Origin of the sequence: Laspinema palackyanum D2c (assembly GCF_025370875.1) — a bacterium.
Taxonomy (GTDB): domain Bacteria; phylum Cyanobacteriota; class Cyanobacteriia; order Cyanobacteriales; family Laspinemataceae; genus Laspinema; species Laspinema palackyanum.
In genome coordinates, this window is sequence record NZ_JAMXFD010000031.1 from 1 (window position 1) to 21,857 (window position 21,857).

Sequence of the window (21,857 nt, forward strand, 5' to 3'; positions counted from 1 at the left end):
TTCCTGTCTTTTGTATCCAGGCAATACTTCTACAAGCCTTATCACATCAGCATTCCGCTTTTTTTCAGCAAGCCCTAATTATATTTTAAGCAAATAATAAATTTTCCAAAGAATGTTAAAATATTTTAACTACTTATTAATATCTATATTGTGTTATTTTTTGCTATTTCAGCCTACCTAAAGCTTTACCTATGTTAATAAAAATTGGGCTTGATGCTCAGATAGGCTGAAATCTAATCGCCTTTTTATTTAAAACGGAATTTCATCCTCTGGATCATCAACGGGGGGTTCTTTATAATAGGTTTTGGCCGGGGGTGGAGAGACCCTGGATGCGCCAGTTGGTTCGGATGGGGTGGGGGTATGTGCGACAGCCGATCGCCCTTTGTCCGTTGCAGCAGGGGCGGTGGATCTGCGGGATTCTAAAGCTACCACATTGGTGGCGGGAGTTGCCTTACTAGGGGATGAGGCACTCTCAGTCTGTTCCCCTAAACTGTGGATGCGTTGTGCGACTAATTCAGCCCGTTTTTCCTTAAATCCTTCGGGACGTTCCACGGTATTCATGCTCAATCGCCCTTCAATCACCACGCGATCGCCCACGCGATAGTTACTGTGAAGTTCTTGAGCAAAATTTCCCCATCCAATCACCTTTAAATGAGCCGGTGGATCATTTGGCCGATAACTGGGAAATTCCACTAACATTTCTGCGATCGCTAAATTGTCACTGGTATAGCGCAATTGCGGTTCTTCAATGATTTGTGCCATTAAAATGCAGTTATTCATAAATCTCTGTTGTGTTAACTAGAACTTAATCAGACGAAACATTTAACAGCAAATCGAATCTCATCCTGACTGGATTGAGCGCTCTTAATTTTGCTCCCTGTTTCTCCTCCTATGATCCATTATATCGGTCTGCGGAGTCCCTGTCCTACCCACTCCAGGGATTCTCCCGAGAGTACAGGTGAGGCGATCGCCAGAAAAAGACGCCCTCATGGGCGTCTCCTAAAATACCATGAAACCCGTCGCCGCCTTAATTATCCGCGCTCATACTCATATCGCCGCCTTCGTGTTCCTGAACAAAATCCTGAACATACTTGCGATACTGCATCAACGAGGTATCCACCCACTCGCGATCGGTACTGTTGGCGAAAATATGCACCATCGGTTCACCGGCATCAGGCAAAATCAACACCCAACTATCATCATGAGGGCGATCGAAAATCTTCACCCCATCGATTAACTCCAAATTATCCGCTGGGTGGGTTTCCACCAGATGACGCATCAGAGCCCCCTTCACCGTCCAAGGACAGCGTACCGTCTGGGTTCTATGACAAATGCGGGGAACCTCCGCACGAACCTGTCCTAGGGATTGCTCCTGTACCGTCAGCATCTCAATCGCTTTGGCGATACAGAACATCGCATCAAATCCCGGATGCAGTTCAGGGAAAATAAAGCCCATATCCCCACTGCCGCCTAACACCACATTCGGATTAGTATGACAAGCTTCCATTAACGCCGTGGGATTTGCCTTGGTGCGAATCACCTTGCCATCATGACGACGAGCAATATGCTCCACTGCCGATGACGCATGAACCGGCACAACCACGGTACTGCGGGGGTTTGTGGTCAAAATCATCTGAACCATCACCGCCGTTAACAACTCCCCTCGGATAGAACTGCCGCTTTCATCCACCAAAATCAACAATTCCCCGTTTGCCGAGACTTGTGCGCCAAAGTTCGCATGGAGGGCCTCCACTACCTGGCCGAGTTGCAGCAGCAAATTCTCCCGTTCTTCATTGACAGGTGCCATTTGACTCAAACTGGCATTCAGAACCACCGCATCGGAGCCAAATTTGGCTAAAAGCTGCGGTAGAACGGCCCCAGATACGGCGTAAGCGTAATCAATGACCACTTTGGAGTTACTATATCGAATCGCTTCTACATTCAGGTGTTTTTCAAACCCGGTACTGTACAAATCCAGCACTTGACTCGGGTATGCCATATTGCCGATTTCTTGAATCTGGGCGCGGCGAAAATCTTCCTTAAAATAGGCCCCCTCGATTTTCTTCTCCCGCGCCTTGGAGATATTGATACCTTTGTTGTCAAAGAACTCAATCAGCAAAGAATCCGGGCGGTCCGGGTGCAAGCGGACATGAAGTCCGCCCTCGACGGAAAGGGTCGGGACGATATAGCGCGCGACGGGTATCGCTGTTGCTTCTAAGTTTTGGACATTGGTCCCGACGGACATCAATCCGGCAATTAAGGACCGGGAAACCATGCGGGATATGCTGCGTTGGTCTCGCGATACGGTAATGCTGGCACCGGGTTTGAGGGTGGACCCGTAAGCGGCCCCTAATTTCACCGCAAATTCCGGGGTGATATCAATATTTGCCAGTCCGGAGACCCCGCGCTGGGCGAATAGATTGCGTTGGGCCGCTTGACCCCAAATTAAATTAATGTTGAGGGTAGCACCGGATTCGATTTTTTTGCTCGGCCAGACGCGCACTCCGGGACTGATTTGGGCTTCTTCTCCGACGGTGGAGAGGGACCCGACGACCGCCCCTTCCAGGACATGAGCACGGCGGTCTACTCGGACGCCCCGACCGGCGACACAGGCTCTTAAATGGGCTTCATCGCCGATGATTGCGCCATTCCAGACGATGGGTCGTTTGAGGTCGGCATCGGAACCAATGGTGACGTTATCCCCAAGGACGGTGCCGGATTCGAGTTTGGCCCTCGCGCCGATCCGGCAGTTATGACCAATGACGACAGGGGTTTCGATTTTGGCGCTGGGGTCGATAAAGGTGTTTTGACCAATCCACAACCCGGGCGATCGCAATTCGTAGGCAAAGTCTAGCTTAACTTTTTCCGAGAGGCCATCATATTGCGATTCCCGATACGCATCTAAGTGGCCGACATCACACCAATACCCCTCGGCGACATAGCCATACATGGGCTCGCCTTTTTTCAGCAACAGGGGAAATAAATCTTTGGAAAAGTCGCTTTCTTGATTGGCGGGTAGATAATCCAGGACCTCGGGTTCTAGGATATAGATGCCGGTGTTGACCGTATCCGAAAAAATTTCACTGGTTGAGGGTTTTTCTAAAAATCGCTGAATTCGCAGTTGCTCATCGGTAATCACCACCCCAAATTCTACGGGGTTGGGAACTCGGGTCAACACTAAGGTGGCTTTTGATCCCTTTTCTTTATGGAATTTAATCGCTGCGGTGAGGTCGAAGTCGGTGATGCTGTCGCCGCTAATCACCAAGAAGGTCTCCTCCAGAAGTTCGGCAATATTTTTGACGCATCCAGCGGTTCCCAGGGGTTGATCTTCCTCCACGGCATAGGTCATTTGAACGCCAAATTCGCTACCGTCTTGGAAGTAATCTCGCATGACGTCCGGCAGGTAGTGCAGGGTGGCAATAATTTCGGTGATATGATGCCGTCTGAGGAGATTGACGATGTGTTCGGCGATGGGTCGATTCAGAATGGGGACCATCGGTTTGGGTAAGTCGCAGGTTAGGGGCCTGAGCCTAGTTCCCGAACCGCCTGCCATGAGCACTGCTCGCATAATTCCTCCTTGATCATTTTTATTTTATGGGGCAGTCGCAACATTACTGTCGATAATGTGCAACCATTTGTCGTACTCTTATCCTATGCCACTCGCACAGAAAAGACCGCTTCATGAGCGATCGCCTTGACCTCTACGATGTCCAAAACCTCTGCGGGAGGAGTGGGAGTTGACGTCGGTTTTACGCTCTTGATTTTGCTTTCATTCCCGAGGTGGGCGGCTTTATTTTGGCGGTACAGATTTAATCGTTGTGCAAAGGGTACTGGCCTGTCTCCATCCTCCAGATAGATGTTGGGATCCCATCCCCGTAATCCTTTGCGATCGCTGGGTCACTGAGTTTTGCTCTGATTGGCATGGCGATCGCCGTTTCTATCCCCCACCCGAGATTCCTCCCAGTTCCTACCGATGGCGGATCGTCTGCTCGGTCTTTTTTCCCGGCTAATCCCTTCCGATGACTCGTGGGAAGGAGATTAATCTGAATGCTTCTTTCCATGACTCGACAAGCGCTATTGTTAACGGCAGATAGATAGTTGAGGGGGAGGCAGCAAAAATCCTCTTTTCTCCCTAAATTGCGATCGCTCCTCTTGATACTCTTTCTCACCGATACCACAAAACGCGCTCCAACTCTGCCACTGAGATCACAAACCGCCCGAAATTAACCCGATTTTACTCCCGCGATCACGCAAATTCCTCTCTAATTCGGGTCACACTCAGCAGATGCGCTCTCCAGGAGTAGCAGCAAATGAGTGCGATCGAGTAACCTGATAAATAGAAGCGGTTCATCGGACCGCTCTTGAAAATTGCTCTCTAGGTCGCCCACAGGTCAATCAACCCCTTGGCGGCCTAAAATCCACCATTCATGCTTAGGGGACTAAAGAAGATGATGCAGTTAGTAGGTTTGGCCTTCCTGGTTCTGTATGCTGCCGGAGGTTGGAAGTTTTGGAAGGGCTTTAGACGGACCAATTTTACTGAGGGTCGTTTGTATTTAACCCTCTTATGGCCCGTTTTGGTGGTCAATAAGTCTTATCGCAAGAATTTTACCAAGGCCCTCAAGGGTCGCTAATCTCCCACCCACTCCCAATCCAAATGGGTAAAATAATCAGGCCAATCCTAGGGATAATGGTTCATGTCTAAAGTTTCAAATAGTAGTCCACCGAATGCCGAGTTCTTAGGCCCTGACCCTTGGCAACCTCGGCTTTCTCCTGTAGCGTCTCGCTTTAATCAGGAGTATCACGGGGACCCGATTGAACTTCCCCCCGAAGTGGAGTCGATGCCGATTTTTCAAGATCGCGTCTCGGGTGCGTTACAAGGGTCTCAAGTTTCTCCATTCTGGGAGATTGCTAAACCTAAAAAAAATCAGCGCTGTCTGGATATTGGCTGTGGGGTCAGTTTCTTAGTCTATCCTTGGCGAGATTGGGAGGCTTATTTTTATGGTCAAGAGATCAGTACCGTGGCGCGAGATGCCCTCAATTCTCGGGGTCCGCAATTGAATTCTAAGTTGTTTAAAGGGGTTTGTTTAGGACCCGCCCATCGTCTCAGTTATGGGGAAGATGCGTTCGATTTGGCGATCGCCACCGGGTTTAGTTGCTATTATCCCTTAGCCTATTGGACTGATGTCCTGGCGGAAGTGAAGCGGGTTTTAAAGCCAGACGGTTCTTTTGTTTTTGATGTGGTCAACCCTGAAGCAACTCTCGCCGAAAATTGGGGAATTTTAGAAATGTATCTTGGCACTGAGGTGTTTTTAGAACCGATCACGGAATGGGAAAAACTCATTAAAGCATCCGGCTGTAAAGTTGTGAAGCGCTCAGAAGGAAAACTGTTTTCCATGTATAAGGTTAGATTTGAATAGCCAAAACCGGCACCCAATCGGGTGCAGCTACAAAGCCCGCTCAGTCGGGCTACCCCTCAAAATCAGACGTTATTTGCAATTTTTCCGGTCCCGATTTATGACGGTAACTCCCTCGATTTGGCTGCTTGGCAGTATCCGTGAAAACCGGAAATTAGCTCAAGTTCTGGCTTAAAATCGCCTCCCCTGTGGGATTTGGCTCAAAATTAGGGCGATCGCTCTATCCGTCTGCTCCCCTGTTGCCGGTGTGGGTCGGTGAACTAGAGGGGGATTGTCTTCAACTTTTCTCACATTGCATTCTGATATTATTACCATTCTAGACGTTTCTCACTTTTGGACACTAATACGGAATCCGGTTGGTAAAAGTAGTTAAAAGTAGGCCTTTCGACAAGCTCAGGAGGCAATGCCCACCTTTCTGTGCTCGTTTTTAAAGACCTATCACAACCGAATTCCGTATAAGTACCTCACAGCCAGCCCTAACAATCGCACAAGAGTGTAATTTACCCGACTTGCGCTTATAGCGCAAGTCGGGTAAATAGCTCACATTTCCGGCCGGAGAAAGCCATTAAAAATGACAAAATTTTGAGATTACCGAGCTTTGAAACCTTAACTGAGGCATTAGAATTAGAACGAACAGTCTGGCAGCATTGGCAAATTACCCGAGTCGTCAACAAAGCATCCGGGACCCCAAGGGGAGAACCCATCAAATTGTCGCACCCATTTGTGCGATCAACTGGGTTTGATATCTCTTTACCTCCCGACTAAAATCATTCCCCGTTCGTAGTAACGCCTTCAGGCGTTATCTTCAAGAGTTCGTCGTAACGCCTTGCTGTCGTTTCCGGGTCCCAAAATTCAGAAAAAACCTCCGTTCGTAGTAACGACTTGCTGTCATTTCCGGATCCAAAACCCTGCGGGTTGTCCCCATGAACCCAGAAACTTGGGCGATCGGGCAACTTTGGAACGACTGAAGTCGTTACTACGAATATCAAGAGAACGACTGAAGTCGTTACTACGAACATCAAGAGAACGACTGAAGTCGTTACTTCATCCAAAACCGAGGATCTTGATGCCACAACCAGAGAGAAAGTAAGGGAGAATGAGAACAGACGCGATCGCGTCGGGGTTAATAAAGATTTGAGCAGATTATGGCTAGAGTTCTTATTGAAAACGTCTACAAAAGTTATGGAGATCGCCGCGAAAAAGTGACGCCAGTCCCACCAGACGGGTTATCGGGGACCGATGACCCCTCCACCCCGGGGTTAAAACCTGCCCAGATTTTACGGAGGATTAACCTTACCGTGGAAGATGGCGAATTTATGGTCCTGGTGGGACCGTCAGGATGTGGCAAAAGTACCCTATTGCGCTTGATTGCGGGATTGGAAGAATTAACTGCCGGGAATATTTGGGTGGGCGATCGCCTCCTCAATGACCTCCCCCCCAAGGACCGCGATATCGCTATGGTTTTTCAAAACTACGCCCTCTATCCCCACCTCAAGGTTTATGACAATATTGCCTTTGGGTTGCGGCGAACTCTGGTGATGGATGATGCCACATCCGAGGGAACAGAGGTCCGAGATGATACCACCTCGGTTCCCAATTGGGCGGAAGATGCCTTAGTTTCAATGACGCGGAATCTGCCGAAATACCTGCGTTATCTTTCCCCAAAAGAACGGGAAGTGGATCAGCGAGTCCGAACTGTGGCGGGGTTATTGCAAATCGAAGCATTACTCGATCGCCTGCCGAAACAACTTTCTGGGGGTCAAAAGCAACGGGTGGCCCTGGGACGCGCAATGGCGCGAAATCCCCAGGTGTTTTTAATGGATGAACCGCTTTCTAATTTAGATGCTAAATTGCGCGCGGAAACGCGCAGTCAAATCGTCAAGTTGCAGCGACAGTTAGAGACGACGACGATTTATGTTACCCATGATCAAACCGAAGCGATGACGATGGGCGATCGCATTGCGGTGATGAATGCTGGACAAATTCAACAGATTGCTGCCCCACTGGAACTCTATCACCGCCCAGCGAATTTGTTTGTCGCCGAATTTATCGGATCCCCGCCTATGAACTTTATTCCGGTGCAATTTAAGGCCCCGTTATCTATCACATCGGACTCGTTTCGGTTTACCTTGCCGGAATATTGGGGGACGGCGTTACAAGGGTATGACGGGCGATCGCTCATTTTAGGAATTCGTCCCGAACATCTGAGTGTGAGTCCGGCAGCGACTAAAAATATGAAGGTCAAGGTGGATTTGGTCGAGGCATTGGGTTCGGAGACTTATATTGTGGGTACACTCCCAGGTCATGACCTGCCTAAACCGATTCAGGCGCGAATTGAACCGGATTGGATGGTGCATCCCGGGGAGGAGATTTGGTTGGCGATCGCCCTCGAAAAAATTCACCTGTTTGATCGCGAAACGGGACGGGCAATTTTTGCCCGCGATCGCTAAAGGCGGATGCTGGGGGGTGATGGCCGACTTCAGGCGATCGCCCCTCTGCCCCTAGCGCCCTAATTCACAAAGTTGTCACTTTGGCAAATAATTGTTACAATTTTTAATGAAAGCGAACAAACCTTTATAAATCGGAGTTTCATCTCATGATAGAACCACAACCGCGTAATCGATGGAATTGGGGATTTACCCCCAGTGCAGAAAACTGGAACGGTCGTTTCGCCATGATCGGCTTTATTTCTGCGGTGATCCTGGAACTGACCACAGGTCAAGGTGTCCTGCACTTTTTAGGCATCATTTAAGCCGGTTGATGACCACGGATCTGAGCGGATATGACAAAATACCGGGGAGTTCCCAAAGGAACCCCCGATTTTTTTTTGGGAAACCCATCACCGATGATCAATGATCCAACTCAGGATCGAGCTTCCCCCATGTCGTACAGTCCCCTAGCGGATGTACTCTTTCAGAATGCTGTTGCGATTGGGATGGCGCAATTTCCGTAACGCTTTCGCCTCTATTTGCCGAATCCGTTCTCGGGTCACATTAAAGATTTGACCAATTTCTTCTAACGTTTTCATCCGGCCATCATCTAAGCCATAACGCAGGCGTAGAACATCCCGTTCCCGAGGACTCAGGGTATCCAGAACGCTTTCGAGGTCTTCGCGCAATAGATTTTTCGACACCTGATCTTCTGGAGTTTCTCCATCGGACTCAATAAAATCGCCCAATCTGGAATCTTCTTCCTTACCAATCGGCGTTTCTAAAGAAATAGGTAACTGAGCCGATTTAGCAATAAATCTCAACTTTTCGATGGTCATTTCCATCCGAGTTGCGATTTCTTCTTCCGTGGGTTTCCGCCCCATTTCTTGGGAGAGCAGTTTAGTGGTTTTTTTAATTCGAGAGATCGTTTCATACAAATGAACCGGCAGACGAATGGTCCGGGATTGATCGGCGATCGCCCGGGTAATCGCTTGCCGAATCCACCAAGTTGCATAGGTGGAGAATTTATAACCCTTTTCGTGATCAAACTTTTCCGCAGCCCGGATTAAACCCAGACTCCCTTCTTGAATTAAATCTTGGAATGAGAGTCCTCGATTCATGTATTTTTTAGCGATCGACACCACGAGACGTAGGTTCGATTGCACCATTTTATCTTTCGCTCGTCTGCCGCAATGAAGTCGATGGCGAAATTGACCCACAGTCATTTTCACTGCATCTGCCCACTCCGCATCGTAGGGTTCTCGATGTAAGTGATCGCAAAGGTGTTCGCGAATTCGCTCTAATTCGAGCAAGTCAGCAATTTTGCGAGCGAGTTCAATTTCTTCATCTGCACGCAGCAGTCTAATCCGACCAATTTCTTGCAAATAAAGACGAATAGAGTCTTCCGTATAATGCTTCTTCTTAGGTTGCGCCCGACGACGAGTTGATCGTGCCTTGGTCGCTTTCGGGTCATCGTCTTCTGAGACCGCCTCTAAAAATTCATCGTCATCGATGGATAGGATCGGTTCGTCATCAGTCTCAATTAATAATTCTAAATCATGCTGAGATTCACCGATGGATTGGATATCGGTCGTCTCAATAGGTGCCAGTACGTTATTAGCCTGGGTCATGCCGCGTTCCTCATGCTCTATCACGAAACAATCAACTAACAAATTTGTGTGATTGGGGGATGTGCTAACACCCTAGCCTATCACTGAGTTTTACGAACCTTGGACCTGTCAAAAGCGGATCATTACGCAACTGCCTTGGACTCCAAATCAAGAGACGATTGGTTCCGGCGAGAGATCGCCCGTCGGTGATGATGGTCACCACGCGCCCCATTTTTTCTCTTCAGGAGATGAACGGATCCGATGGCTAGTCACGAAACACCTCACTCAACTGCTGCTGATCAGGAAAGGGGGTTCGATACATCACTTACTAAACACACCTTCAGGGCTATTTAGAAGTGGAAATCAATCAAGATTCTCTGCGGTCCCGATAAGACCTTCCCGATTGTAGCCTTTTTCACAAAAATTGCACCTTGGTTTTCATTGTCGTTTGTTTCTGGGGTTCTCATGCCCCGAAATCAGGGGTATCCCGATCTCGCTGCGGGTTGACATGATAACCTTGATCTAGGCACTTTAACAAGGTTCGTCTTGTTTTAGAAGGCATCATGACTGAATCCCTATTCTCTTCTCGGTGAACGATTGCCATCCACTCCGACGGTTGTACTGATCTTCATTCCCGGGAGCTTTTCCCCGATGACTTCCAAATAATCTAAAAACTGTCACTGCACCCATTTTTACTTGATTTCCTTAACTTTACTCACATCCAAAGACTTCGCCGTTACTCCATTTACGGTCCTTCAGCATTGATGAGTGGTCAGATTCGGTCAGACCCGGTTTCTCCATCACCCCCTAGTTGCTTGAAATTGTAGCAAACTGTTCAGTCATTGGCGACTATTTTGAATGAAACGAGTCACAAAATCCATCTCTCCATCAAATCTGGATGCAACCGATGACTCAGAGGCGATCTCCTCTCAAATTATCAGGACTGGGATAGAGTGTTTGGCTTAGGCTAGATCCCCTCCCTACACCCAATTGATTGGGCATAGTTTGGGTTTTTTGCTTCACCCTTGCCACTGATGATTGGTGAGAAGAAGTTGGACCCCTGCTGTTGCCATTGGATTAAAATTCGTTTCGACAGGAAATGACACGAGCGTTTGTGGGAGTACCCCCTACGGGATCGGACACCAACCGAATCAGAGGAGACTTCGTTTTTCCCCCTTTGGGGAGTTCTGTTTACAGTACCTCATGAGATGAGTTTTTCGGTGCAACCCCTTCAGTGGGACAAGGCTAGGACAATTATAATCTAGCTGCCCGATTTTTTCAGACGATCAACAGTGAACCCCACGGAAGGTCGCTGATGCTTCCCCATCTCAAGGGGGGTTGAAATTGCTCTGATTGCGTTTTCAACTCCACTCGTTCCAGCGTACTGACCCCCCTTAAGCGGTTGTTATGGGTTGTCGTTCCATAATAATCCGGTTCAATGACGGTAGTTTACTGAGTTATTCTAATCAATCAACAAGAAAGTTGACAGGTAGAGATGAATCTTAAATTAACATTCCCCCATTTGCGAACGGATCGACATCTGTGCTTTTTTTTGTCGAAGTCGGGATTGCTGTTCTTTTCATTCTCATTCTGACACATCTGGCTCGGTTGGCTTTGATACGGAAAGGTTTTCTTGAAGTTCCACAGAATAGATCGATGACTCAATCCTTTTTTTTTGTGGCACTGATTACGCGGACAATCGCGATCGTCTCTTGACTTCAGTGCTGCTCCATGTATTCTCTGGGACATTGATCTAGGTGAAAGAACTGATTATCCCTAGGGCAATGCCGGTTGCTCACCCCTTTGTTAAGTTTTGTGAAACTTGTGGAGTTTTATCAAATTTACCGGGGGTAGAGTAGACTGCATGACTGCCAAAGGCGATCAATTGTAACGAATTGATAACCGGCTCGCAATAACTGGGGAATTAATTCTTCAGCGATCGCCGCCACGTCCTCCCCCCCATGCCATCCATCATGCAAAACAATATGGGACCCGTTCTGAACCTGCCTCAAAACACGGTCCACCACCACCGATACCCCGGGTCTCCACCAGTCCTCTACTACGACACTCCACATCACGGGACGGTAGTTCCACTGCTCCAAATGGCGCAAGATCCCCGGGGTAAAGAACCCATTTGGGGGTCGCACGTCTCGGATCTGGTTTTTGACCTGTTCGAGTTCCAATTCACAGGCGTGAGCGATCGCTGCTTGGTTTTTCTCTAAACTCTCTCGCAGTTGTGTCGGACTCAGGCGCGGAAATGACCGATGCTCATATCCATGCAACCCGATCCAATGTCCCCGTTCATACACCGTTTTGGCAACCCAGGGCGATCGCTCAACGCAAACCCCCAGCCAAAAAAAGCTGGCGATGATCCCATAGTGGTCTAACACCTTGAGTAACTGTGGGGTGTATTCCGCATGGGGTCCATCATCAAAGGTCAAGGCGATCGCCCGTTCCGTATTCTTGCCCGACCACAGACACTTAGGAAAGCTCGGTTGGAGAATTCGATAAACCAGCGGATATAAGGGGGCAAATCTCATGAGCAAGTCTTAATTATTCTTTATCAAATGTAACCTTTGAATCGATTTTTATCCCCAATCAGCCTAAAACAATTTCCGCTCATAAATAGGCACCTCTGCGGCCCCGAAAACCGGAACTGGAAAATTCACTCTTTTACCCTATCTCCTACCCTATAATAATGAGAAAAATTTAATGATTTTGTAAAGAAACGGTCAAGATTGTTTAAAGATGCTCGGTCCTCATCCCTCAACTCCAGAACCCGAATCCAAGGGTCCCCGGCCCCAGATTTACTTTTTCTGGCATTCCTTAATCCGTTACTCCTAACCCGATGCCCTAAAAAATTAGGGATTGAGTTGGGCAAAAATACCTAAACTCAACCCCTGACTAAAACCCTACCTCAAGGGTTCAACCCTATTCAAGAAATCTCTTGTAAAAAATCCCCCGGATTGAACCCTAGGGACACCCCCCCGGGAAAACCGACTGCGGTGCGATCGCTCGGTGGACCATCCACAGACATCCCCAACAATTGAAGCGGAGCATCCGTCGCCACATTTACCCCATTCACCGATGCCCTTGTACGCCGATTGCGCTGCTTTTGAGCATATTCCACCTGCTTGGTTTGGGCGATCGCATAAGCCGGGGTATCCCGAGGAATCTGTTTGAGAATCTCGATCGCCCCGACAAAATCCTGCTTTCGCGCTTTTTGATAGGCTTCCTGCAACAGTGAATTCCCCTTAATCCGCTGCTTCGTGCGATATTCTCTAATCTTCTCTTGGACCTTAGAATAAGTCTGCGTCCCCGAGGGAATCTTTTCGAGCAACTGAATCGCCTTAGCAAAATCTTTGGCGATCGCCGCTTGGTAAGCTTGGGTTAATAACTGATGCGCTTCGGCTTCTAGGCGGATCCGATAATTTTCCTCATACTCGGGAATTTTAGCAACCGCTTCCTCATAAGCCGGAGTCCCTGGGGGAATCTTCTTAAGTAATTCTAAGGCCCCCTTAAAATCTCTTTCTTGCCCCTTGGCGTAGGCGGCTTCCAACCATTCCGGGGTTTGCGGTGCCACTTGAGTTGTGGCTTCCTGCACCCAGGGAGTAATTTTATCTTGCCAATAGGTAATATCAGGAATTGGGGCGGAGGCTTGGATCACTTCGACCCACTGCTGTTCCTGATAGGCTTTTTCTACTATGGGGAATTGACTCTGGGCTTTTTCCCAGTCTACGCGCCAACGGTCGAGGTTAGTGCGAGCTTCACCATAAGCCTCACTAAAGTTGGGAATCGACTCAGCCAGGGCGATCGCTGTGTCGTACTCCCCGGCATGATATTGTAGAGTCGCCTGGGTTAAAAGTTTCGGCCCATCATCTGCGGTGGAAAAAGAGAACAGCGAGGTTAAACCCCCTGTAATCACCAGGGAATTCACCGCAAACCCACCCCACATTCCCAGCAGCAGAATATTAGAACCCTTAACACTACTCCCTTTTTTCGAGGGGATCGGTTGGGGTGGGAGTGAGGATGGAGCAACTACGGGATCTGGCGTCAGATTCAATTCTGTAGACGACATAGATTCCATTTCTAATGGTTCATGAGGAACCGTCATCGCTTCAGGTGAGGAGTTTACAGGGGAGATGGGGGAGACTCTATCCATCGCATCACGCTGTTCAAGAAGATTGGCTGTTGCTGCACAGGTTAGGGTTACGGGAATTTGAGCCGCGATCGCAACTTCTGTCTCTGGGAATGCGGCAGTGTCTTGAGTTTCTTCTCTTGTCTCAGGGGTGGGTATAGGTTGAATTTCTATCGGCGGGAGATGGATTGGGTTGGACTCGGGAAACTGTAGAAGCTGCAATTCATTCAGAGCTTCCGTGGCAGACTGGTAACGATGTTTGCAGTGATAGCGCACCATTTTGCTTAACAGGGCAACCAACGCCGAACCCACGGGCGCGATCGCGTCTGAATGCCAATCAATCTCTCCCGTGTGGGAGTTCACTTCTAAGTCTGCTGGATGTAGTCCTGTTAAGGCTTGAATTGCAAGTAAGCCCAAGGCATAGATATCACTGTTGGGACGGGAGTTTCCTGTGAGTTGTTCCGGGGGTAAATAGCCAAAGGTGGCGATCGGTAAGGCGATCGAAGCTTGTCTAGATCCCGGGATATTTCGGTCGCGAATCCGTTGGACACTGGCAAAGTCTACGAGGGCAAATTTCCCATCGTCGGCGCGTTTAATTAATTTATCCGGGGCGATATTGCCATGAATAAACCCGTTTTGATGGATGAAATGAAGAAGGGATAAGCCTTCTTTGAGAAACTCCAAACAAGCGCTCTCACTCCACCGCTTGCTACAGCGTTGACCGATGGGCAGGAGGTGACGGAGTTTAACCCCTTCAATCCATTCCTGAACTAAATAGGAGGAATCTGCGTCGGTGAAACAGTGCAACAATTGGGGAATGCGATCGTGATTTCCCAGTTGTTTTAGGGTTTGGGCTTCAATCCCAAATAAATGTTGCGCTGATTTGAGACAATGGGGATTCGGTGTGGCTAGATTAAGCTGCTTGACGAAACATTTAGGATGGCTTGGGTTTTTTGTATCTTTAGCAATGTAGGTGTTGCCGACCCCATCGGCATTTAAAACTTTAACGATTTGATAGCGATCGGCTAATAAGGTTTCTAATATGGGCATTGACGCGACTCTCTGCATAGAAAGAATTTCCACCTTGACCTTGAGTTTCACAGAGGTTTAAAATCAACCTGATCGCTTGCTTAGAGGCCCCAACAATCCCTCCAACTCCCTGGCATCAAATGGTTGTAGCTGTTCCCTTGACCGTTTGGTCCAGTTGAATCAAGCCAGGTTAGATCCGATGCTATCGGTCCGTTGGGCGATCGCGCTATGCCTTCGATGGGGGATGCACTACTCATCAGCAGCGAAACTGCTCACTGCCAAGGGACTGCGGTTTCTAGCCAAACTAAGAGCTTATTCAGGTATGAGTGCAACCAATTTTCAGCTTCCGGGTTTCTCTATCAGGAATATTGCCCATTATTTTTGAATGTCCCGAATTTTCTTCCGTTAATCGGGTTTTCATCATCGCAGTATCCTATATAACATTAATTTCAACCAGGACCGAACCCCGGAATCCACCAAAAGGTCAGACTCCGCCTCGGTTTTGCCAAAAGCTCTGTCCTCCGAACATGGGGCAAAATCCCCCAATTTATTTCCGGTTGAATCGTTTTTTTAGTGACTGCAATCTCAGGTGAACATTCTAGGTATTTAGAAGTTGTTAAAAGCCTCGGTAATCTCTACATAAATTTTCATAAATTTTCGATAAAAATGAATGAATTTTGATTAAAGTTTCCTTCTAACTTTACCCAAATTTCATCTATAAGCTCAAATTCGGCCCTAGTCCCCAGGGTATCCCTACTCAAGAAAAGTTTTCCACTCAGAAACGGGGTTTTTACCCTAAATTCGGCGTGGATATTCATCGGTTATGCACAGAACCCGTGGTTCTAGGATTAACCCACCGATGCTGTAAAACTCAAATAAAACCAGGTTGTCCGGATTGTCCGTACTGAGCATGAAAGATATTAAATGCTCAGTCTATGTTTAAAAAAAGTGAGTATAAATGTAGCAATGCCCCCTCAGTTATCTTTTTTGGGGCCTGTACCCCTGTCAGGTCCTCTGTGAAATGACTGATTCTCCAAGTTTTGTAAAACTAGCGCTTTGTCCAACTCCAAACCCGTCTAAACCCTGAATCTAGTCTCAAATAATCAGATTCTGCACTGATTTAATCGGCAAACTCTTCGGCTGAAACAGTCAAAAATTGTTGAACAATTTCCGGCATTATTTGATACATTCTGGCAATTTCAAGGCTTAATTTTTTCAAAACACCTTGTTTTTAAGGGTTCAACTATTATGGCAATTCTGGTTTTTTCGCTTTTGTTTATTCTCTTTACCCTTGAAGTTTTAAAGCCTAAAAAATCTAAAAAGCCCTGCAATTCACATCAGTCTACACCTTGTTGTAACTCTAATATCCAAGACCGAAAACCTAACTTAGAAGGTAATCATCCTAAAACGGCCCAAAAATCTCCTCCAGGAACCCCTCCTCCTAAATCCCGTGGATAGAGTTTGCAATTAAGAAATGGCAAACCCTACCCTCTCTTTCCTGAATCAGGGTAAGTTAATTGTTCAGTTGTGAGGTCCGTCATTGTAGACCCAATAACACAGCGGTTCCGTGGTAAGGGGTGGGATTGTTTTTAAATTTAGAATTGAGGAATAGGGCTAAACCCGATCATTAAACCGAGGAATTGGGCGAATCTTCGTCGGGTCGTTCCCCTAAAATGGAGTAAATAATTGTCTCCTGCTGTTTACCGCGCAGGTGAAGTTCAGTAACTTGAACGCCTTGATAGCGATCGCAGACGTAATTATAGGTTTCTTCAGTAACCAAGAGGTGATACAGATTATAAGCAACAATCTCTTTATTCAGCGGTTCTACTCGTGCCGCCACATTCACCGTATCCCCGATCGCCGAATAATTGGCCCGTTGTTTACCCCCGACACTCCCTGCAATCAGCGGACCTGTATGAATCCCCATGCCGACTTGAATCAACGGTTTTCCTTCCGCTTTCATCCGTTGATTGAGTTCTTTCAGCCTCGCATCCATTGCTAAACAAGCAGCGATCGCATTCATAGCATCCGCCTGAATCTCCTCCGGATTTTGGCGAGGAAAGGGCAGACCAAACACCGCCATAATGGCATCGCCAATATATTTATCAATCACTCCCCCGTGCTCCATAATACATTCAGACATCGCATCCAAATAATCATTAAGCCAGGAGAGTAACTCCCGGGGAGGTAAACTTTCAGAGATAGTCGTAAAACTCCGAATATCCATGAATAAAACCGTCGCAATCAGTTCTTGAGGCGGTAAATCTCCCTGGTTAAAAATTTCATCCCGACGGTCCCAAACTACACGAGCCATTTCGGGAGAAATCTGTTTTGCAAAAAGCTGCATCAGCTGTTGTTTTTCGTAGCGATCGCGCAGTTGAACAATGATTCCAGCTAACAGCATGGTGCCGATGGGTGCAGCAACGGGAATCCACCAATTTCCCCAAGTAAAAGCCCCTAAAGCGATGGCAAACCAAGCCAGAGGAAACCCCACTGCCGCTGCAATCTGAAGTTGTGCCAATCCGAAGCGCATCAGACCGCGATCGCTCCATACCCAACTCATGGATAAACTAATCCCAATTAAAATCACCCCCGTCATGACTGGGGAAAGCCGTTTTAAAAACCGTCCCTCTAACCCATTATCCAAAATCGCTGCATGGACATAGACCCCGGTAATCGGCTGAAGGGGCGAAATTTTGCGATCAATCCCCGTCGCCACAAATCCGACTAAGACCACTTGATTATCAAAGGCATTGGGAGGAACGCGACCCTCGACCACATCCACGAATGAATAAGTCGGGACTTGCTGTATTTTTCCCGGCCAATTAATCCAGACATTTTGAAAGTCAAACTCGGGATAAGGCTTAACAATAGCCTGGGGTGGAATTTGATTTAATAACGTTTCAGGGCTTTGATTTTCCGAAACTTGCACCCCGGCTAAACTCAAGGTCGGTATCCCATTAAACCAAACGGTTCCTTGACGGCTAATGCCATCACTATCGGGTTCATGAAGAATATGACCGATCGCCGCTGCTGCATCTTTTAAAACGGGTAAGGGTTCTTCTTCGGGACCGGCACTAGCGAGAATCGTTCTGCCATTGGCTTGAATTGCGCGAGCAAAGGATTCATCTTGAGGACTCGGGTCCAAAAACAGAATATCAAAACCAATGGCCGCAGGGGAAGAATTGTTGAGAGCATTCAGAAGTTCGACATAGCGATCGCGAGACCAGGGGAACTGTCCGTAATCCTGTAAACTCTTGCCATCAATGGCAATCACTGTAATCCGGGGATTCCATTTGAGTTCGGGACGAAGATTAAACAAGACCCCATACCCCAACCGTTCTAGGGGTTGCCATGCACCCCCTAGCCCCATTGTCACGGAAATCAGTGCGGCGATCGCCCCGGGGAACAAAGGATGATGAGTTTTAAAATAACCTTGTAGCCACTGTCGAAATCCCACAAAATAAATGCCCCAATAACTCCATAGAAAGGAATCCAGATTTGAAGAATTTGGATGATTTATTGAACCGGAATCGAATAGACTCGTTCTCGCACTGCCGGTCCACGCACGACGAACCGGAGTCGTCGGGAGGCAGGTCTGGGGATCAACAGAGAAAAACTGCCATCGGGATTGGTAACAACAGGTTCACCGTTGAGTAACAAGATATCTGGACTATCAATTTTACCGTGAATGAGAACTCGACTGGATCCCCGGGGTTGGGTGACGAGTAATTCAAATTTGGAGTCGGCAGGAATCGGTTGGGGCGCAGTGGGAGCCAAACCGGGGGCAATGACGGTAAATTGACCGTTACCGAGCAAGACTTCTTGTCCGAGTGCTGTGGCGCTGACGCTGCCATCGACGGTCCGAATTCCGGTTTGACCGTTGGGTCCGACATCAACTCCAAATGAGGTGCCGCGCACCCCGGCAACGCCGGTGGGTGTCCGGACTCTGAAGGGGGAATCTCCAGTACGGTCCTGGGTTAACAGGGGGTCTTCTAGGGAGAAGGGGAGGGTCTTCATGGCGATCGCCTCTCCATCCAGTTCGGTGGCCAAATCACGGGTTAACCGTCCCAGGGAAAATCTGACCTGTCCCTGGCGTACAAATAGATCGACATTACCCTCCGCAAGACTTTCGATCTCAAATTCGCTGATTTCATCCATTTCTAGGCTGCCCCGAAAGTTGTCAAATCGCAAACGAGCGCTGGAGTTCTCTGCGGCGATCCAGGTACCGATCGCCGGTTGGAAACAGTCCCCAACTTGAATGGGACGGCCTTCAAAGGTGACGCTGCCTCGGACCGATTCTACTCTCATCCCTCCGGCACAACCCGTGGCAGTCTGCGCCAATAGGTCGGCGCTCAGAAGCGGTTGCTCTGGCGAAATTTCGGGGACCGGGCCCCTTTCTGCGGGGGTCAAGGAGTCGGAGATGCCTTCCCCCTGGGTTTCGAGGGCCAAGGTCTTGTCAGAGGGGACAAATAAAGGTTCTTCTACAAACGAGAGACCTCCCTGGGGAAGGTCTCTGTGGGTCGGGGTTTCCGGTTGAACGTCCGGTTCGGCGATCGCCATTGCTGGAGAGGGAGTTAAGGCGGCGATCGCCCCCCAGGATAATAAGATGGCTCGGAGTATCTGAGGTAAAGCTAAAGCAGGGGTGGAAATATTATTCATCAGCTTTGATAAGTTTAGGGAAGTATTTTTAGAGCATATCGGCGCGATCGCACCAAAACCACGACGAATTCCGATTCTCCAGAAGTTTCCTTCGGGATAGATTCGTCTTGCGCGATCGGTCAAGGTTGAGGCTTCGGCCTCTTGAGTACAATATAGAGGCACCCCAGCCTGACTCTCTATCAGGTTTCCAATTCTTGATCTGCCCATCCGGAGCTATTTTGAGCGTCCACTCGGCTTGGGGTTGGTCTGAACAGGGCCCCAAGTACGGGCTGGTCCTCCACTTGTGGATTCAACCGGACGGTATCCCCACGATGACGGAAACCCATCGGATTAACCACTGCTACGGCACCATTCTGGGGGAATTGCGCGATTGGAATTGACGATTTGAGACAATACCCTCGGGCTCAATAACCCAGCGGTGTTCACTTATTTAATTAATCATCCCTGCCTTGACAAGATTTAGCCAGATTTAGCCGTTTTTTTAGGGGTTGACATCCACGGGATTGGAAAGGGATGGATTGGATGGGGAGATCGATGGGTTATGGGATTTTTGGAAAGACAATCCCAGGATTGCACTGACTAAAATCACGCCATAGACGAGGTAAAGATGGATCGGGCTCAGTGACAAGCTCAAGGCAAATTTTGAGGGTCTTGTCGAATCCACGACGGTTTCGATGGGATTGCGTTCTGGTAAAGAATCGGCTAAGGCGGCCCCATCTAATCCCAAGGCATCTCCAAGGCGACGGATAAACCCTCGGACGTAGATATCTTGGGGTAATTTCTCAATGGACCCGGTTTCGAGGGCGCGGATCTGATATTGGGGGACATGGGTCAGGTTGTAGAGTTCTTCGCGAGAGAGTCCTTGCTGTTGTCTGCGTTGTTCTAGTTCTTGACCCAGTTGCCGCAGGGCCTCTTCCCAGAGGCGATCGCTGTTGAGTTCGGTTTGATCGCTGATCCACTCCATTAAGGGTTCTGTTTCTGTGGATCGGATTGCTACTGCATTCTCTAAATGCGTTCGACTCAGCAGAGTCTCTTCCTCTGCTGATTTGGGCCTGGACAGTCCGGTAAAATTAAAGGTTAAATTCGAGCCAGTCATTAGTATTTTCTCCGTGCTTTAGGGGAACAGATTCTCATGTAGAAGTGTAAAGCGTCAAGATGTGGGGTAATACCCCTCGGATGTATAACCCCTCAAGTGATAACAACTCTTAGGGGAATTTGTCTACTCTCCAATCGGGGCTAGGCCCCTAATCACCGGACTTTTTTGTAGAAACCCCAGTTAAAAAATCGGCAACGATCGCATTGAAAGTCTCTGCAGTGGCTAAAAACGGCCAGTGATTGCCCGCAATCCGATGGAGAGTCAGATTTTTGAGATAAGTTTTGTAAGGTTTCATTTGCCATTCGGCGCGATTAACACCCTGTTCGGGTTGAATGAATAGGGTCGGGGTACTTAGGGGTTCGGTTAATCCATCCACGCGCAGAACATCCTCAAAAATGCCATCTCGGGCGGCGATCGTAAACTTACTCCCCCACTCTCCATTGGGTTTTTCCTCAATCCCTTCCTGAAAAACCTGTTGTTGCAAGGGACTCCACCCGCTGTACTGATCCAACTGCTGCGCCTGCACCTGTGCTGCTTGATAGCTGGGAAAGGGACCCATCATTTTCAGGCAAGCTAAAGTCCGGTAAAGGATGGGAAAACTCAGCTTCATGATCGATGGCATTTTGGTGATAAAGATGGGGTCCACCAGAATCATGCTGTTAAAACGCTCAGGATGCGATCGCGCCCAAATCGGGGCAATTTTCGCACTCCAAGAATGAGCCAAAACATGAGCCGATCGCCAATTGAGATGCTCAAATAATCCTTCGAGATCGCCGAGTACATCTGAAGTGGTGTAACCCTTCAGGGGTTTACTGCTATAACCGTGCCCTCGCAGATCCGGTGCAATAATATGATAGCGATCGCTCAGGTATTCCCCTAAACTGGACCAAACCAGCCCATGGTCTCCCAACCCATGCAACAACAATAACGGCTCTTTTCCTCGATTCCATTCCAGATAAGAAAGCTGGAGATCAGGGAAATTCAGGGTGTGACGGGTTGGCATGATCGCAGGTGTAGATTTTAGAGGGGAAAGTTTAGATTTTAGATTTTCGGTAAAAAATTGGCAATTGAGGATTCTACGGATGTCTTAGGGGCGATCGCCACCCCACCCCAAATCTTATGGCAAATCACAAAAGTTCTCAGATTTCATCCGTTTATCCCTTTGCGCCTAAAATCTGCTATAATTCCATTTTACATGACAATTTGACATCAGATTAAACCTTTGAATCAAAAGCAGATCGTATTAGGGGTATTTTGGAGCATTGCCGGTCTTACTCTAGCCCTCTGGGTACTCAGAGGTCTCCGCATTTTGACCGGAATTTCCAGTGGTGTCCTCTGGCTGTTAATTTTTCTGTCTATTACCTTCGGGGTCCTTTATCGCCTCCAAACCCCGAGACGCTATTAAATCAACCCTATTATTCATCTTCACCTGTTCAGACAACCTGCGGGGGTTTAAACGATTGGCGGCCTAACAGCTAA

Annotated in this window: 16 protein-coding genes; 6 read left to right on the forward strand and 10 right to left on the reverse strand. The window is 48.2% G+C overall.

The annotated features are described in order from the left end of the window. Window positions 1-249: 249 nt before the first annotated feature. The 3 genes from NG795_RS24450 to NG795_RS24460 form a co-directional block, all read right to left on the reverse strand. The gene (locus NG795_RS24450; protein ID WP_367291227.1) at window positions 250-780 is read right to left on the reverse strand and encodes a single-stranded DNA-binding protein; all 531 of its coding nucleotides are present in this window, start codon (window positions 778-780) and stop codon (window positions 250-252) included. 247 nt (window positions 781-1,027) lie between these two features. After that, on the reverse strand, window positions 1,028-3,568 hold the full coding sequence (locus NG795_RS24455; protein ID WP_367291228.1) for a sugar phosphate nucleotidyltransferase: 2,541 nt from the start codon (window positions 3,566-3,568) through the stop codon (window positions 1,028-1,030). Window positions 3,569-3,809: 241 nt separating this feature from the next. Beyond that, on the reverse strand, window positions 3,810-4,178 hold the full coding sequence (locus NG795_RS24460) for a hypothetical protein (RefSeq protein WP_367291229.1): 369 nt from the start codon (window positions 4,176-4,178) through the stop codon (window positions 3,810-3,812). Between the two features lie 270 nt (window positions 4,179-4,448). Here NG795_RS24460 and NG795_RS24465 point away from each other — a divergent pair, with 270 nt between their 5' ends. From NG795_RS24465 to NG795_RS24485, 5 genes are all read left to right on the forward strand, one after another. Further along, window positions 4,449-4,631, forward strand: coding sequence for a hypothetical protein (locus NG795_RS24465; RefSeq protein WP_015150064.1), 183 nt, complete (start codon window positions 4,449-4,451; stop codon window positions 4,629-4,631). Window positions 4,632-4,694: 63 nt separating this feature from the next. Continuing rightward, window positions 4,695-5,417 (forward strand): class I SAM-dependent methyltransferase, encoded by a 723-nt coding sequence (locus NG795_RS24470; protein WP_367291230.1) that lies wholly within the window; start codon window positions 4,695-4,697, stop codon window positions 5,415-5,417. Between the two features lie 579 nt (window positions 5,418-5,996). Continuing rightward, window positions 5,997-6,179, forward strand: a complete 183-nt coding sequence (locus NG795_RS24475) for a hypothetical protein (protein WP_367291231.1) — start codon at window positions 5,997-5,999, stop codon at window positions 6,177-6,179. A 380-nt stretch (window positions 6,180-6,559) separates the two neighbouring features. Next, window positions 6,560-7,864, forward strand: a complete 1,305-nt coding sequence (locus tag NG795_RS24480; protein ID WP_367291232.1) for an ABC transporter ATP-binding protein — start codon at window positions 6,560-6,562, stop codon at window positions 7,862-7,864. A 146-nt stretch (window positions 7,865-8,010) separates the two neighbouring features. Next, on the forward strand, window positions 8,011-8,166 hold the full coding sequence (locus NG795_RS24485; RefSeq protein WP_263011744.1) for a CAB/ELIP/HLIP family chlorophyll-binding protein: 156 nt from the start codon (window positions 8,011-8,013) through the stop codon (window positions 8,164-8,166). Between the two features lie 144 nt (window positions 8,167-8,310). On the opposite strand, the gene rpoD is transcribed toward NG795_RS24485, so the two are convergent. From rpoD to NG795_RS24520, 7 genes are all read right to left on the reverse strand, one after another. Next, window positions 8,311-9,474, reverse strand: coding sequence for an RNA polymerase sigma factor RpoD (gene rpoD, locus NG795_RS24490; protein ID WP_367291233.1), 1,164 nt, complete (start codon window positions 9,472-9,474; stop codon window positions 8,311-8,313). A 1,820-nt stretch (window positions 9,475-11,294) separates the two neighbouring features. After that, on the reverse strand, window positions 11,295-11,993 hold the full coding sequence (locus NG795_RS24495; RefSeq protein ID WP_367291234.1) for a polysaccharide deacetylase family protein: 699 nt from the start codon (window positions 11,991-11,993) through the stop codon (window positions 11,295-11,297). A 395-nt stretch (window positions 11,994-12,388) separates the two neighbouring features. Next, on the reverse strand, window positions 12,389-14,641 hold the full coding sequence (locus NG795_RS24500) for a serine/threonine protein kinase (RefSeq protein ID WP_367291235.1): 2,253 nt from the start codon (window positions 14,639-14,641) through the stop codon (window positions 12,389-12,391). 1,606 nt (window positions 14,642-16,247) lie between these two features. Then, window positions 16,248-18,080, reverse strand: coding sequence for a CHASE2 domain-containing protein (locus NG795_RS24505; RefSeq protein ID WP_367291236.1), 1,833 nt, complete (start codon window positions 18,078-18,080; stop codon window positions 16,248-16,250). A gap of 59 nt (window positions 18,081-18,139) precedes the next feature. Next, window positions 18,140-19,444, reverse strand: coding sequence for a FecR family protein (locus NG795_RS24510; protein WP_367291237.1), 1,305 nt, complete (start codon window positions 19,442-19,444; stop codon window positions 18,140-18,142). A 319-nt stretch (window positions 19,445-19,763) separates the two neighbouring features. Further along, a complete protein-coding gene (locus tag NG795_RS24515) occupies window positions 19,764-20,378 on the reverse strand; it encodes a helix-turn-helix domain-containing protein (RefSeq protein WP_367291238.1) in 615 nt (204 codons plus the stop codon). A gap of 148 nt (window positions 20,379-20,526) precedes the next feature. Beyond that, on the reverse strand, window positions 20,527-21,381 hold the full coding sequence (locus NG795_RS24520) for an alpha/beta fold hydrolase (protein ID WP_367291239.1): 855 nt from the start codon (window positions 21,379-21,381) through the stop codon (window positions 20,527-20,529). A gap of 219 nt (window positions 21,382-21,600) precedes the next feature. Between NG795_RS24520 and NG795_RS24525 the strand changes: the two genes are divergently transcribed. Continuing rightward, window positions 21,601-21,783: a hypothetical protein gene (locus NG795_RS24525; RefSeq protein ID WP_367291240.1), complete on the forward strand. Its 183-nt coding sequence runs from the start codon at window positions 21,601-21,603 to the stop codon at window positions 21,781-21,783. Window positions 21,784-21,857: the final 74 nt, after the last annotated feature.